Here is a 15,216-nt window from a genome sequence, read left to right on the forward strand (position 1 = left end):
AAAAAAGAAGATGACGAATCATCTTCTCAAAAACTATGAGTTTTTAGTCTTCTTTTTTCTTGCGAGCAAGAAGTCCAAATCCACCTAGGGCTCCAAGAAGTCCAAGCGCTGCGAGGCTAGCGTTAGCTTCTGTACCTGTGTTAGGCAATTCTTTTTGACCATCAACGTATTTAGGTGTTGCTGGTTGGGTAGCTGAATCAGTTGCTACTGATGGTTCAGCTGGTGTTGGAACAGCAGGTTGGCTTGGAGTTGTTGGTTGTTCCGGTTGCACTGGAGCTACTGGTTGTTCTTGATCGATTGGATTTGTCACTTTCTTATAGTGATGTAAGGTATTTCCTTTAGCATCCGTTGTCGAATGACTATATTCATATCCTTCCAACTCTATCGGATTGTGTTTTCCTTCTTTATCTGAAGTAATTCGGTTACCATTTTCATCTAGGTATTCCGTTACAATTTGAACTGTTGAATCACCATTTTGAGCAATGACTCCTCCACCATTTTGTGATTTAGGTGTTACTGTTACTGGTACGTCGACTGTAATAATACGACCATCCGGTAATTTTACTTTCACTTTAACCACTGGTTTTACTCCAGGTGTTTCAGTTGTTGGAATTTCTCCTACTTCTACAATTTCCCAACCTTCTGGTAGATCTACTTTCTTCTTAACATCTTCTTCAGTAATTGGTGTTCCCACTTCTACTACAATAGGTGTTACTTTCGGTGTTACGATTACTGGTACATCTACTTCAATTATCTCACCAGTTGGAACTTTGATTTTCACTTTAACGCTTGGTTTTACTCCAGCTGGAATTGTTGTTGGGATTTCTCCTACTTCTACAATTTCCCATCCTGGCTCTTTTGGTAAATCAATATGACCTTTTACATCATCTGGTGTGATTGGAGTTCCTTGTGGTACAACAATTTGTCTTACAGTTGGTGTTACGATTACCGGTACGTCGACTGTAATCTTACGTCCATCTGGTAATTCAATTTCCACTGAAACAACTGGTTTTGTTCCTGGTGTTGTAGTCGTTGGAATTTCGCCCACTTTTGTTACAGTCCATCCTTTTGGCAATTCGATATGTTTCTTAACATCTTCTGACGTTACAGGCGTTCCTACTGAAACTACTACAGGTGTTACTTTCGGCGTTACGATTACTGGGATATTCATCGTTACTCGAATTCCATTTGGCAATTCAACTACAACTGGAATACTTGGTCTTTCACCTGGAACATCTGTTGTAGGTTTATCTCCAATTGAGATAACTTTTACTCCTTTTGGAATGTGTTTTTCAACATCCTCAGCAGTAATTGGATCACCTTGTTTTTTAACAATATCTTCAATAGGTGTCACATTCACTGGTACTTCTACAGTAACTATTTTGTCATTTGGTAATGTAATCGTTACTTTTACTGGATCTTTCTTACCTGGTGTTGTTAAGTCTGGAAGATCTCCTACCTTAACTGTTGCTCCGTCTGGTACTTTAATTTGTTTTAATACATCCTCTGGAGTCAATTTATCTTTTGTAACTGGTGTTTCAATTGGTGTAATTGGTGTTACATTTACTGGAACTTCTACTGTTATTACTTTTCCATTCGGTAATTCCACAGTTACTTTCACTGGATCTTTCTTACCTGGTGTTGTTAAGTCTGGAATGTTTTCTACCTTCGTTACCTTGCCACCTTCTGGAATCGTGATTCTCTTAGTGTAATCCTCTGGTGTTAATGGAGTCTTCGTAACCGGAGTTTCAATTTCCTTCACTGGTGTTACGTTCACTGGGACTTCCACTGTAATTACTTTCCCATTTGGTAATTCTACCGTTACTTTAACTGGATCTTTCTTACCTGGCGTTGTTAAGTCTGGAATGTTCTCAACATTCGTTACCTTGCCTTCTGCAGGAACTTTAACATATTTAGAAATATCATCTTTTGTTAAAGGTGTATTCGTCACTGGGGTTTCGATTGGTTTTGGTTTATCTTCCACTACTTTAATGGTTGCTGGAACTTCTACTAATACATTACCATTTTTATCTTTTACTACAACTGTAACTGGTTTATCCCCTGGAGTTGTTCCATCATATGGAGTTGTTTGTCCTTCTGGAACTTTGTATTCAAACGTTGACCCTTCTGGATAGTCACTTGGTGTGATACTATCTTCAGCTTTAGGTTTATCTTTATCTTCAGCATTTACTGGAATTAATTGTTCTTTACCTTGAACGACTTTAATCTTCGCAGGTACTTCTACAATTGTATCTCCATCTGAATCTTTCACGACTACAGTAACATCTTTTTCACCTGGTGTTGTTCCATCATATGGAGTTGTTTGTCCCTCTGGAGTCTTGTATTCAAATGTTGATTCTTCTGGATAATCATCCGGTGTAATGCTATCTTGTGGTTTTGGTTTCTTATCATTTTCAGCATTTATAGGGACATATTGTGTCTTAGATTCTACTACTACAATTGTCGCTGGAATTTCTGTAATTGGTTGTCCATTCAACTTAGCTACTACCGTTACAGGTTTCTCACCTGGTGTTGTTGTATCTACCGGAGTATTATCTTTATATTCAAATATTGTTCCAGTTGGGAAATCATTTGGATTAATGTTTTCTTTTGGATCTGGCTGTTTCTTAGCTGGATCTACTGGTACATATTTAGGATAACTTTCTACTACTCGTACTGTAGATGGTACTTCAACTAATACCTTATCCCCTTGTTTCACAACAACAGTAACTTTCTTATCACCTGGTGTAGTTGTATCTACTTCTTCTTTGTACTCAAATGTTGCATCTTTTGGATAATCATCCGTATCAATACTATCTTCAGGTGATGGTTGTTTTTTACCTTCATCAACTGGAACGATTTGTGGGTAACCTTGTACAACTTTCACTTTTGTTGGAACTTCAACAAGTGTATCATCTCCATCTTTCGCAACGACAACCACATCTTTTTCGCCCGGCGTTGTTGTGTCTACAGGTGTCTTGTACTCAAATGTTATTCCATCTGGGTATTGTTCTGGATCAATACTCTTAGAAGCATCTGGTTGCGGTTTACTTGGATCTGCTACTACGTATTGTGTCTTAGGTTCAACGACCATCACTTTTGCTGGGACTTTTGCAATAACTTCATCGCCAATCTTCGCTACAACTACCACATCTTTTTCGCCTGGCCTTGTTGTATCTACAGGAGTTTCATAAGTAAACTCTGTATCTTTAGGGAAGGCTTTAGGATCAATACTTCCTTCAACAGCTGGTTGTTTTTTATCCTTGTCTACTGGCACAAATTGTGGATAGCTTTCTACAACACGTACAGTTGCTGGTACTTCAACAAGTGTGTCATCTCCATCTTTGGCAACAACGACTACATCTTTTTCGCCTGGGGTTGTGGTATCTACAGGAGTTTTATACTCAAATGTTGAACCCTCTGGGTATTCCGTTTTATCAATACTGTTTTCTGGATTTGGTTGTTTATTGTTTTCATCCACTGGAACGATTTGAGGAACTCCCTCTACAACAGTTACTGGAACTTTAACAACGGTTGTTTTTTCTTCCCCATCAACAGTGTACTTCACAGTAACATTTACATCAGTATCATCTGACAAATCTGGATTTTCTACATTTTCATCAATACTTACATTTGTAACATTTGCTGGAAGTTTTCCTTTAAATGTACCATCTGCAATAGCTTCTTTCGCCTTAGCAAGAACTTTTTCTTTTGCTTTTTCCTTGTCGCTATCTTTAGCAACAATTAGACCTTTCGGTGTTGGTTTTGGAAGAACTATTACTTTAACTATTACTGGTTCTGTTAAAGTTGCTCCATTTTGATCCGTATAAGTTACTGGTACAGTTACTTCTTTCACACCTGGGTTTGCGGTAATATCTTTTGCTAAATCTGTAGGCTCACCCTTCGTTCCATTTTCACCAGGAGTAACAGCATCTGTAATATCCTTAGTTGTAATTTCATCTCCTTCAAATACAACTTTAGATGTCGGAGTTGAACCAACTACATTGATTGGAACATCGACGTCAACTGAAATGTCATCAATAACTTTTCCAGTAGCCTTATCTCTATATTTAACAGTTACTGACACTGGAGTTTGTTGTCCATTTTTATCAGTTTTTGGAGTTACAATAGCGTCATCTGTTATGAATGGAGCTACCCCTTCAGGAACATTTGTTAGTCCAGTAATTGCTTTATTAACGTTTGCTCTAATAGCATCGATTAATTTCTCGTTTGGTGTACCGTTTAAAACTGTAATGCCTTTTGGTTCTGGTTTTGGTAATACTGTTACAGGGACATTTACAGTTTCATCTCCTGTTGGATACGTTACTGTAGTTGGAACAGTTATATCCGTTACTCCTGCTTTACCTGTTGTTTCTGGTAGGTCAGTTGCTTTTGGTTCATTTACCTTTCCTCCAGTACCTGGCGTTACCGCTTCTTTTACCTTGGCTGCATCTGGTTTGTTTCCTTCTACAGTGTAGACTGGTTTTATTTCTGAACCTAATACGTTAATCGTTACTGGTACTGTTGTAGGGTATTCTGTACCATCTACTGTATAAGTAGCTGGTACATTTACAACACCTTTGTTTGTACCTTTTTCATTTGTTAGAGTTGCTGCTACTTCTTCTGTTATATCCCCAACTGTTACTGTTGCTCCTGCTGGTAATTTCCCTTTGAAGTCTGCTGCTTCTACTAATGCTGTCGCTTTTGTTTTAGCAACTTCTTTTACTTTATCTACTGAGGCTCCTTTGTGTACTTCTACTTCACCAGTTGCTTTTGGTAAGACAGTTACTGGAACTTCAACAGTTTCATTAATGTTTGTACCATTTATTTCATGTGTGACAGTTGTAGGAATCTTAAGTCCTGCTTCCCCAGCTTTTCCTGTTGTATTAATCACATCTGCTTCGTTAGGATTATTTACTACCCCTAGATTATTGTCAATAGTAGCAGGCTTAACTGAAGATTTAACCTCTTCATTTGTAATCTTATCACCTTCAAATACTACTAACTTATCTGTAGTTGATTTTACAACGTTTACTTCGATATCTACAGTATTTTTATAATTTTTTCCATCTCGACTATGAACTACTGGCACTTTTATAACACCGGCATTCTCTTTCGCTACGTCAGTAGTAACAACTCCCGTAGACGTTCCTTGATCATCTAGAGTAGCCGTAGCACTAGTTTCATCCAGTTTTCTCTTGTATTCTTCTGATTCAATCTTTTCTTTCGCTTTTAATTTAGATAGCTCCTTGATCTTATCTAAACTAGTTCCGACTGGAACAGTGATTTTATCAACATCAGTAAATGAATCGATATACAAGGTCTTTTTATATTTGTAGTTCGGTTCATTTGAATATTTAAGACTTGGAGCATTGACATTTTCTGGAACATCATAAAAATTGGAATCATTATTTCCGTATTTATGGAGAACATTTCCCAAAGTATCATCTCCTGGAAATCCATTTTGACCTGAAACTTCAAAGGTAGAACTACCCACATAATCTGCTGTTGTTTCAAATGGAATTTTAACAATAAAGTCTTTTGAACGTCTATCTCCAGCTGAAATATCTCTGCTTTTAGAGTTTATCTCAAAACTTAGTTCTGACTTGTTTTTATCAAATCTAAAATTAGTTGTCCAAGTATTGTTTAATTCAAAAGCAGCCTGTCCATTAGCTTGGTTTAAATCTAACGTTTTCCCAGTATTGGTATTTAAAGTTCCCAATACTACACCTTTTGGAACTTTAATCGTTACTTTATATTTTGATTGGAATTCAGTGATAGATGCTCCACCTAAGTTTCGTATGTTTAAATCAATTGTTCCTTTTTGTTTTTTACCATATATAGCATCATCGGTAAACCCATATTTCCCAGATTTCTTTTCACTAGTGATATTAGTTGAAATATTAACGGCTGGACCTGTAGCAATCCCGATACCTCCAATGATATAACCATCTTCGATAGGGTTATTGCCAAGTGTTTTGTTGGTTTGTCCTGGACTTCCTGCTTCAACAATCACACGAACTTTTGTGGTTCCCTCTGGGATATGGACAGCACGAAGTAAATTTCGCCAACCATTTCCGACACTGCCAGGATTTTGCTCAAACTCCGTTTGTGAATTTCCACTTTTACGCTTCAATTCCGTTAGTTTTTGACCAGTATAAGCATCTACTATTGTTAATTTAACATTTTCTCCTTCTGATGGTAGAGCAAGTGGTCCATAAGCTCCATTATGTAAAACATTCACAAAGAGCAGAGAGTTAGGGTTAACATCCACATCTCGATAAATTCCATTACCTTTCTTCCCTAACTCTAAGTAATAGTCTCTATCAACCCTTCCTAATCCCACTTTTTTCATGTCCTCTGCAGAAATTAACCCAGATAACATACCACCACCTGCATTAGGTCTATTTTGTCCACCAGTGGCTGTTACTTTATCATTATTGCTATATAGCTTAGCAGATTTCGGAGTGTAGGTTTGGTTAGGTTTAGGGGTGATATTGGTAGGGGATTCTCCTTTTACTAGAGTCACCTTTTCTGTATTATTTGTTAATTTCCAACCATTTAGCTTGGTGCCATCTGCTGCCTGTTCTCTGGTAAGTTCTAGTTCCTTCCAATGATATGTAGCTGAACCAACATTCGGACTATTAGTATCTGGACCTAATTGTTGATCCCCACTATCTTTTTGTTTACTAATAGCACTAGAGAAGTTCTGTTCACCAAAACCTTCCTTTAAATTTGCAAAAACACCTGTTTCATTATTATTCCCAAATCTAACAGCATTATTATTGATTGGTGCACCCCAATCAACTTTACCTAATCGGTAATAAAGAAGAGTATCTTTTTGAGCTTTTAGTTTTTGGAGAACAGCATGCTTTTCTTTTTCGGTTGTTAGACTAGCTACTTCTACGTTATGAATAGTTTCTGACTTAGTCTTAATTGTGTTCAAAAGTTCAACAAATTCTTTATCTATCTTACCCTCTCCCTTTGCTTCCTCAGTAGAGATTTTAGCCGTAAGTTTTGTAATTTCATCTTGTAATTCTTGTTTAGCTTTTGTCAGTTCAGCATCTGATACTCTTGCTACATCTGCAAGCGGAGTTTCTTGAGCACCTGTAGCCTCTCTAAACCCACTTTCCCCATTACCAGGAATCGCTTGTCCATTACGCGAGTCTTGATTATTGTTTGCTTTCTTCTTTTCTGCTTTTGGCATACTTTCAATAACGAAAGCTTTGTTTTTTAATTCTCGCGTAGCTTTATCTACTTCTTCTTGTGTTGCTTTTTCATTTGATAGGAAGGTTTGAGCCTTAGCTAGTTCTTCCTTAGCATTTTCGATTGTTGCGGCAGTCTTTTCAGATACTCCTGCTTTGCCAAGGGCTGTCTCCATACGAGTAATAGCTGCTTCCAATTTGCTTGTATCAACCTTTGTAACTTCTGACGCTTCAATTGCTGTTTCTGGTTGTGGTTCCACAGTTGCTGGCACCTCTGAAACTGATGCCGCCGGTTCCATTTCTGAGTCTGTCGAACTTTCACTAGCTAGTGTATTGTCATTCACTTTTGAAAGTGAGAGCGATTCACTCTCTCCCTGTACTCCTCCTTCAGCACCTACTTCTGGTCTAGCTGGAACTACTGGAGAATTAGCTTGAACGTTGCCCCCACCTAAGAAAAACAATCCTGTAGCTACAGCTACACTAGCTACCCCAAAACTAACCTTACGAATGCTATAACGTGTAAATTTTTCCACTTGTGAACGAGCATGTACGCCTTTATTATTAAACATTGCTACACTCCTTTTGTAATGATTATCTGTTAATATGTTTTGAGAAGGCAAATAAAAAGCCCCCCCCTAAAATATCGTAGCGTATTTTAAATGGGCTTAATTTATTATACTCTTTTTTTATCTACAAATCAAACATTATGACGTAACTAAAAATCTAAAATTTTCGTCTTATACTCAATGAAAGTCAAAGAGCAAACTAGGAAGCTAGCCGCAATCTGTACTTGAGTACGGTAAGGCGACGCTGACGTGGTTTGAAGAGATTTTCGAAGAGTATTATTTGTTAAAACCTTCAGAAGATTAGCTATGACTCGAACTCTAAGAGCACTAAAGGCTGGGCAAAAACCCGCTTTTGTCTTATTTCAATCCACTATACCTGATAATATTTCCTTTCTCTTCCAGAGATTTCTATGAAAAAAACGCCACATGGGCGTTTTCCTGTTCTTACGGTTTGATACGGTGCAACATACGTGGGAATGGGATAGCTTCACGGATGTGTTTTGTTCCTGCTGCGAAAGTTACCATACGCTCGATACCGATACCAAATCCTCCGTGTGGAACTGTACCGTATTTACGAAGGTCAAGGTAGAATTCATATTCTGTACGATCCATGCCAAGTTCATCCATCTTAGCAACTAATGCATCGTAGTCTTCCTCACGCATAGACCCACCGATAATTTCTCCATAGCCTTCTGGGGCAAGCAAGTCTGCACAAAGCACGCGCTCTGGATTTCCAGGAACTGGTTTCATGTAGAAGGCCTTGATGGCTGCTGGATAGTTCATGACAAATGTTGGCACACCAAAGTGGTTTGAAATCCAAGTTTCGTGTGGTGAACCAAAGTCATCGCCATGCTCAAGATGCTCGTAGTCAGCATCTTCATCATTTTCATGCTCTTGTAAAAGGTCAATGGCTTGATCATAAGTGATACGTTTGAAGGGCTCTGCAATGTAGCGTTTCAAGAGTTCTGTATCACGTTCCAAGGTTTCCAAGGCTTGAGGCGCACGGTCAAGAACACCTTGTAAAAGAGCTTTTACATAAGCTTCTTGCAAGTTAAGTGATTCATCGTGTGTCAAGTATGAGTACTCTGCGTCCATCATCCAAAACTCAGTCAAGTGACGGCGTGTTTTTGATTTTTCAGCACGGAATACTGGACCAAAGTCAAAGACACGACCAAGAGCCATCGCACCCGCTTCCAAGTAAAGCTGACCTGACTGGCTCAAGTAGGCTGGCGTTCCGAAGTAGTCAGTTTCAAAGAGTTCTGTTGAATCTTCAGCCGCATTTCCTGAAAGAATTGGGCTATCAAACTTCATGAAGCCGTTCTTGTCGAAGAACTCATAAGTTGCGTAGATGATAGCGTTACGAATTTGCATCACCGCTACTTGCTTACGAGAACGGAGCCACAAGTGACGGTTGTCCATCAAGAAGTCTGTTCCGTGTTCTTTTGGTGTAATTGGGTAGTCTTGAGATTCACCGATCACTTCGATGTCTGTAATGTCCAACTCATAGCCAAACTTAGAACGTTCGTCTTCTTTGACAATACCTGTCACATAAACAGACGTTTCTTGGCTCAAACGTTTGATGACATCAAACTTCTCAAGCCCCACTTCTTCACCAAATTTTTCGACAAAGTTTGGTTTAAAGGCTACACCTTGAAAGAAGGCTGTTCCATCACGCAATTGCAAGAAGGCGATTTTCCCTTTTCCTGATTTGTTGGCAACCCAAGCGCCAATCGTCACTTCTTGACCAACATAGTCTTTTACATCAATAATCGTTACACGTTTTGTCATTGTTTTTCCTTTTTCTTTTTTATTCTTTATGGCAAACCACTTCTATATTGTTCCCATCTGGGTCAATCACAAAAGCAGCGTAGTAAATCGGATGCTCACTGCGATAACCAGGAGCTCCATTGTCTCGCCCACCTGCCTCTAAGCCAGCCTCATAACAAGCTTGAACCTCTTCCTTATTTTCTGCTAAAAAAGCAAAGTGAATAGGATCTTGTGTCCCCTGAGCCAGCCAAAAATCACCACCAGGATGAGGGCTGTTTGGGGCAAGAAAACTGATTAGAGAACTAGTCTTAAAAGCCAATTTATAGCCCAAAGGAGCGAGAAAACTCCTATAAAATCCTTCTGAAATTTGTAAATCCTTTACCTTAATTTCAAAATGATCAATCATTCTCACTACCCATAAATGCTTTCAAGCGTTTAACTGCTTCTTTAAGCGTGTCTAGGTCTGTCGCATAGCTGAGGCGGACATTTTCTGGCGCTCCAAATCCTGCTCCTGTAATCAAGGCCAGACCAACTTCTTCAAGAATAGCCGTTGTAAATGCTGTTACATCGCTATAACCTTTCATCTCCATGGCTTTTTTAACATTTGGAAAGAGATAGAAGGCTCCTTGTGGTTTGACAACTTCAAAACCAGGGACTTCACACAAGAGTGGATAGATGGTATTGAGACGTTCTTCAAATGCTTGACGCATAACTTCCACAGAATCTTGCGGTCCAGTTAGGGCTTCGATAGTTGCATATTGTGAAACAGCAGTTAGGTTAGAAGTTGTTTGACCTGTCAATTTGCTCATAGCAGCAATGATTTCTGGGTCACCCACTGCATAACCTACCCGCCAACCTGTCATGGCATAAGCTTTTGATACACCGTTAATGACAATGGTTTGCTTACGAATTGCTTCTGATAGACTTGAGATTGGAACAAACTCATTTCCATTATAAACAAGGCGACCGTATATATCATCTGCTAAAATCAGAATGTCATGCTCAACTGCCCAATTTCCGATAGCTAGTAATTCTTCACGAGTATAGATCATACCAGTCGGATTAGATGGTGAATTGAGAACCAAAACCTTGGTCTTATCAGTGCGAACTGCTTCTAACTGCTCTACAGTTACCTTAAAGTGGTTGTCTTCCTTAGCTTGAACAAAAACTGGAATCCCTTCTGCCATCTTGACCTGGTCTCCATAACTCACCCAGTATGGAGTTGGAATAATAACCTCATCTAAAGGATTGATTACAGCCATAAAGAACGTATAGAGGGAAAACTTGGCACCTGTAGCAAAGGTAACCTCATTACTTGCGACAGAATAGCCATAGTAACGCTCGAAGTAGGTATTCACTGCAGCTTTTAATTCTGGTAGACCTGAAGCTACTGTATAGAAGGAAGCCTGTCCTTCTCGAATAGCTTTAACTGCTGCATCCTGAATATTTTCAGGGGTGTGAAAATCTGGTTGTCCCAAGGTCAAGAAAAGGACATCCTTACCTTGAGCTTTTAATTTTTTTGCTCTCGCATCACTAGCTAAAGTGACACTTTCTTCCATTTCTAAAACACGGTTGGATAGTTTCATAGGCCCTCCTTATTGACCAATGCTCCTGTTTCAAAATCTACTAGATAAAAGTCAGAGCCTGACTTGACTTCCCAGATTGGTTTGTCTTGATAACGACCAAAGGTAATTTTGTCAATCTCGCCAGCTCCTTTTTCCTTAGAAACAGCTTCTGCTTTTTCTTGTGAAACACCTTGATTTAGCTGATAAACGTAAATCTTATGGTCATCTTTTCCAATCAGGACAGCAAGTGCTTCTTGTTTTTTATTACGACCAAGAACGCTATAATAGGATTCCAAGCCATTGTATAAGTCAACCTGATCAGCCTGCTCTAATCCTGCATACTGCTGAGCTAATTTTTCTCCTTCACTTTTAGCTGTTTGATAAGGTTTCATACTCAGAAACACTAGATACAGAAAGGAAGCACTGATAACCACAAACAAAATCGTCATCCCTAGACCATACTGCCACAGTAGATTATTTTTTGCTTTGTTTTGTCTTTTTTTCACTCGTCTATTTTACCATCTATTAAGCTTTATTACAAGTGAATGCAAGAATACTCTTCGAAAACCTCTTCAAACCACGTCAGNNTTTTCATTGAGTATAAGAAACCAATTCTATTTCTCCCTTCAAAGCAAACCGATTTTTCTTGATTAAAACCGATCAAGAAAAGTAAAGACAGCTCCAAAATCAACCTATTAAAAAACCTGAGCTTGACACTCAAGTTTTCGTAATTTTTTTGATCTATGGAATCACTTTATCATCCATTCTTTTAGCCATTTTTCCTAAAAAGATAGCCAGTAGAAGACTAATCATGACTAAAAAGGATCCTAGATAAAGAAATGTTACCACAAAGCCTAAATGGTCAATCAACCAGCCTGTCAGTGGGAAGAAGACAATCATACTCAGGCTAAACATCATAGAGTAGACACTCAGCATGGTTGCCCTTACTTCGCTTGGGAGCCGCTCTTGCAAATCATTGTCAAAAATCGGCTGAAAAAGAGCATATAGAGCATTACTAATCAAATAGATCAAAATATAGATTAGAGGTGTTCCAAAGTAGGACAGCAGGTAGGTAACTCCAGTCAGCAGGACGAGGATAGGGAAAAGCTTCAAGGCGGCATATTTCTTTCCAATCTTACTCGCTAGATAGACTGCGACGATATTTAAGAGACTACCAACTAGCATAACTGATGAAATTTGCCAACCACTTAAATCTGGTAACTGATTTTGATAGTAAAAGTAAAACATGCACATGAGTACTCCGACAATCTGAGACAAAATCATCCAGTTGAAGAGCATGGGATTTCGCTTCAACTCATCCTTAACGGTCCAAATAATCTGTTTCATGCTCACACTATCAGCTTTTTCTAGCTTGACACTAGGTTCTTTCAGCATCCAAATCAGGAAAAGAACTATGATAGAAGTGGCAATCATGATATAGTAGGTCAGGTGCAATTGACCATGGACAAAAAATCCTGCCAAAACTGTCCCCAAAGACTGAGCTCCTTCCGACACCCCTGATAGGAAGCTTGAAATGGATAGATAACGCTCCTTTAGTCCAGCCTCTACAGCCGAGTCATAGACCATTGCCGCGCTTGTTCCTGAGTCAAAATTATAAGACAAGGCACTTACCGCCATAGCTAGTGCATAAATCCAAAAATTTCCCTGCCCAGCCAACATGAGAATAGAAGACAGAATCCCTGCTATTCTACTTAAATAAAGGTTGGTCTTATAGGAATAGCGATCAGCTAACATACCAGATGGAATTTCACAGAGAAGACTGGTCGTATGAAAAATACTCTCCAGAAGTCCAATCTGCCAAAGAGACATTCCGTTTTGACTGAGAAAGAGAATCCAAAAGCTGGTAATCCCTAGAAATGCAAAAAACTCAACTCCGGCCATCAGGCCAATATTTTTCCGATAATTTCTTATTAACATCTTTTCTCCTTAACAAGTGTATTATTATTTCTTTTGTCCGTCACTTGTTAATCTGTGCCTTACATGATCTCCACCCCTTTTTAGAAGCATTCTTCAATGCCATTATTGTTCCTGAAATGATACCGGAAAATAGCTGTTCTGCGGTTTCTATTGCGAGTTTTCTTGTTTATTTTAGCACTTATGTCATCATATTACAAGAGAATGTTAGAATACTCTTCGAAAATCAAATGCATTCCAGTCGCAAGTGATTAGAGTTTCTGAAATTTTACAATTTTCAAATAAACTCTGAGCAAATTTCTTGCAAGTCATTTTATTTTGTTGTAATATATTTTATAACAACGAGAGAATTCTCGGAAATTTAAGAAAAAGGAGACACATCATGTCTAAAAAAGTATTATTTATCGTCGGATCACTACGCCAAGGTTCTTTCAACCACCAAATGGCCCTCGAAGCTGAGAAAGCACTTGCTGGTAAAGCGGAAGTTAGCTACCTTGATTACTCAGCCCTTCCTCTCTTCAGCCAAGATTTGGAAGTTCCAACTCACCCAGCTGTAGCTGCTGCTCGTGAAGCGGTTCTCGCTGCAGATGCTATCTGGATCTTCTCTCCAGTCTACAACTTCTCTATCCCTGGAACAGTGAAGAACTTGCTTGACTGGCTATCTCGTGCCCTTGACTTGTCTGATACACGCGGCGCTTCTGCCCTTCAAGACAAGTTTGTCACAGTATCATCTGTAGCCAATGCAGGTCACGATCAACTTTTCGCTATCTATAAAGACCTCTTGCCATTTATCCGTACACAAATCGTTGGTGATTTCACTGCTGCACGTGTCAATGACTCTGCTTGGGCAGACGGAAAATTGGTTCTTGAAGAAACAGTCCTAAACTCACTTGAAAAACAAGCAGAAGACTTGGTTAATGCTATCAAGTAACTAACATAATAAAAGCGAGCAAGGCTACTTTTCTGACACTCAGAAGACTAGCTTGTTCGCTTTTTTCTCATTTATAAACTACAATAACTGATGATACATATTGTCAAATACAAAATATCTTTTTCATACTTCCTTTACAAAAACCAATTCCTGCTGCTGTGACAAATCTTCTCGGTAGTTAAATCCTGCAAATATTAAGCGACGAGCTTCTTCCACCGTTTGTACTTGATTTTCTATCAAGGTTGTCAGGAAAGCACCACGCGCCTTCTTGGAAATGGTTGAGTGAATCTTCAGCTGACCACCCTTGTCCTCCATGAATTTGAAGGTCACCATCTTTTCTCTGATTTCCTTAGAAAATACGGTCTCAAACTCGGATGACAATAGAGAGAAAATCACTTCTTCCTGCGTCACAGCTTCATCATAGGCTGCCTTCCAATGGCTCTTCAAAGTCTTACCAGCGACTTTTAACTTCATCAAAAAGTCCAAACGGTGAGGTGCCATAGGTGACAAGGCTGGAACAACGCCATACAAAGCCGAGGTAATGAAGACATGATTTTCAAGATAGGCTTGTTCTGCCTCGGTCAGTTTGTCTCGCTTGATATGACGATACATAAGTCCATCAAACAGTTTCAAGGCTGGGTAGTGTTGAGCAGTTTTCCTTTTCAAAGCTTGGATATTTTGAAATTCTTCCGCCGCTTTCTCAGCTGATACCTTGTAGAAACTCTCCAATTGACTAGCAGAATAGAGAGCCAAGGCATCAAGCACGACCTGACTTTCTGGTTTTAAAGGTGTTGCCTCGATACTCGGCAAGTCTGTGTTCATTTCTTTTGCTGTTGGGATTAAAATTTTCATATTGATAGTGTAGCATATTTTTTAGCCACAACCAAGAAATTCATCTGATACTCAATGAAAATCAAAGNNTACGGCAAGGTGAAGCTGACGTGGTTTGAATTTGATTTTCGAAGAGTATGAAAAACCTCGGTTTAACCGAGGCTTCTCTATTTATTTGGGCCATCCTAACCAGACAGCCACGAGAACAAGGGCTAGCCCAGCTAAACTTGTTAAGATAGATAAGAATTTATCTTTGTTCTCCTTGAACTGAGAAAAACCTATCTTCAAAGCGAGCAGTCCGAGTAGCATTGAAGCAACCATCAAATAAAAACCCATTTCTTTGTCCTCCATTAGTCTTAATTTATTTTATTATAACATATATTTCTTAAATAAACCTTTTTATACTCAATGAAAAT

General features: G+C 38.9%; 9 protein-coding genes. 1 reads left to right on the forward strand and 8 read right to left on the reverse strand.

Features of this window, described 5'->3' with window-relative positions:
- Positions 1-43 precede the first annotated feature (43 nt).
- The 6 genes from HT721_RS04995 to HT721_RS05020 form a co-directional block, all read right to left on the reverse strand.
- The gene (locus HT721_RS04995) at positions 44-7,774 is read right to left on the reverse strand and encodes a Rib/alpha-like domain-containing protein (protein ID WP_173229179.1); all 7,731 of its coding nucleotides are present in this window, start codon (positions 7,772-7,774) and stop codon (positions 44-46) included.
- Positions 7,775-8,215: 441 nt separating this feature from the next.
- Entirely contained in the window at positions 8,216-9,559 is a 1,344-nt protein-coding gene (gene asnS / locus HT721_RS05000; RefSeq protein ID WP_050105932.1) for an asparagine--tRNA ligase, read from the reverse strand.
- Between the two features lie 19 nt (positions 9,560-9,578).
- A complete protein-coding gene (locus tag HT721_RS05005; RefSeq protein ID WP_049512555.1) occupies positions 9,579-9,944 on the reverse strand; it encodes a VOC family protein in 366 nt (121 codons plus the stop codon).
- Complete coding sequence (locus HT721_RS05010; RefSeq protein ID WP_173229181.1) at positions 9,937-11,124, reverse strand: pyridoxal phosphate-dependent aminotransferase; 1,188 nt, start codon at positions 11,122-11,124, stop codon at positions 9,937-9,939. The genes HT721_RS05005 and HT721_RS05010 overlap by 8 nt, the downstream gene beginning before the upstream one ends.
- Positions 11,121-11,609 carry a DUF5590 domain-containing protein gene (locus HT721_RS05015; protein ID WP_049512551.1) on the reverse strand — a complete coding sequence of 163 codons (489 nt, stop codon included), beginning with the start codon at positions 11,607-11,609 and terminating at the stop codon, positions 11,121-11,123. Before HT721_RS05015 ends, HT721_RS05010 begins: the two co-directional genes overlap by 4 nt.
- A 235-nt stretch (positions 11,610-11,844) precedes the next feature.
- Positions 11,845-13,041, reverse strand: a complete 1,197-nt coding sequence (locus tag HT721_RS05020) for an MFS transporter (RefSeq protein WP_173229183.1) — start codon at positions 13,039-13,041, stop codon at positions 11,845-11,847.
- 379 nt (positions 13,042-13,420) lie between these two features.
- On the opposite strand from HT721_RS05020, the gene HT721_RS05025 reads away from it, so the two are divergent.
- The gene (locus HT721_RS05025) at positions 13,421-13,969 is read left to right on the forward strand and encodes an NADPH-dependent FMN reductase (RefSeq protein WP_173229185.1); all 549 of its coding nucleotides are present in this window, start codon (positions 13,421-13,423) and stop codon (positions 13,967-13,969) included.
- A 123-nt stretch (positions 13,970-14,092) separates the two neighbouring features.
- On the opposite strand, the gene yaaA is transcribed toward HT721_RS05025, so the two are convergent.
- Positions 14,093-14,821 (reverse strand): peroxide stress protein YaaA, encoded by a 729-nt coding sequence (yaaA, locus tag HT721_RS05030; RefSeq protein ID WP_173229187.1) that lies wholly within the window; start codon positions 14,819-14,821, stop codon positions 14,093-14,095.
- A gap of 150 nt (positions 14,822-14,971) precedes the next feature.
- Positions 14,972-15,136, reverse strand: coding sequence for a YczI family protein (locus HT721_RS05035; RefSeq protein WP_000508271.1), 165 nt, complete (start codon positions 15,134-15,136; stop codon positions 14,972-14,974).
- Positions 15,137-15,216: the final 80 nt, after the last annotated feature.

The sequence above is a fragment of the Streptococcus sp. 4094 genome (assembly GCF_013277125.1).
Lineage (GTDB): Bacteria > Bacillota > Bacilli > Lactobacillales > Streptococcaceae > Streptococcus.